Below are 873 nucleotides of genomic sequence, written 5' to 3'. Positions count from 1 at the left end.
AAAATAGGGATACTGTTGATGATTCACAAAGGAAAGCAGACGCTTATGATTCGCATCAACTGTTTCAGGACTAACATTGAGACGCTCATTGATAAAATTTTCCGTCATTAAACTTAGGTAATGACTGTCAACAAATGAAGCACTTTTTAAATAACCAGGATTACCTGAAAAAGGGGTAATCTCCACCGTATGATGTTTGAGCGCTGAATATACAAAGCAAGACAGCATTACATTAGATATCAATAAACCAAACACAAGGCACACCATCAAATTAAATCGTGCGGATAACTGGCTTAATCGGCTTTGGTGCGTTTTAAAGTCCATTTAGATCTCCTTAAGCCACATATACACGATGATGTGAAAGTGGTAATTGAGGTAAAAAGAACTGGGTCAGCCCACTTGGGAGATGCCAATAAACCAATACAAGAAGCGATTTGGGCCCATCCCCTTTCTTCAAATAACGCAAACTGCCTAATAACCCCAGCCCAAACAGTGAGACCAAAACCTTTTGATTACTAATGATGAGCAACATAAAACCTAATCCTGCGACCACAAGCTCATCCAAAGTTAACGTCAGTATTCTTTTGGGTGCATCAATGTGGCTTAAAAATTGATAATTCATGTTGCTCATCGTTTGCTTCCTCCTTAAAACACGAATGTTTTCAATAAAAATGCAGGAATAAAGGCCACTGCAGTAACACCAACAAAAACCATTGGATTCTTACTTTTAACAGCCATTGCAGTGGCTAAAATAATGTCCACCAAAATAAAAACCTTCCAAAACATCGAACCACTTCCTAATGAATCCTTAACATCACCTTCCAATGCTTTGGATAACAGATCGTTAGCCCATAGACTTGATGAAAAAAGAAA

General features: G+C 38.0%; 3 protein-coding genes. All 3 read right to left on the bottom strand.

The features are described 5' to 3' along the window. The coding region (gene traE / locus DGG96_RS20605; protein ID WP_110144310.1) for a type IV conjugative transfer system protein TraE at positions 1 to 324 on the bottom strand (324 nt) is incomplete at its 3' end. A gap of 10 nt (positions 325 to 334) precedes the next feature. After that, positions 335 to 631, bottom strand: coding sequence for a type IV conjugative transfer system protein TraL (gene traL / locus DGG96_RS20600; RefSeq protein WP_110144309.1), 297 nt, complete (start codon positions 629 to 631; stop codon positions 335 to 337). Positions 632 to 645: 14 nt separating this feature from the next. Beyond that, positions 646 to 873, bottom strand: a 228-nt coding sequence (locus DGG96_RS20595; protein ID WP_110144308.1) for a hypothetical protein, incomplete at its 5' end; no start/stop codon positions are given.

The sequence above is a fragment of the Legionella qingyii genome (assembly GCF_003184185.1).
Note: the sequence above shows the minus strand (reverse complement) of the source record. Positions and strands in the feature narration are given on the sequence as shown.

What these genes read in the sequence shown, in the direction of transcription:
- traL (WP_110144309.1), bottom strand. Translation starts at nt 631, where the DNA reads ATGAGCAACATGAATTATCAATTTTTAAGCCACATTGATGCACCCAAA.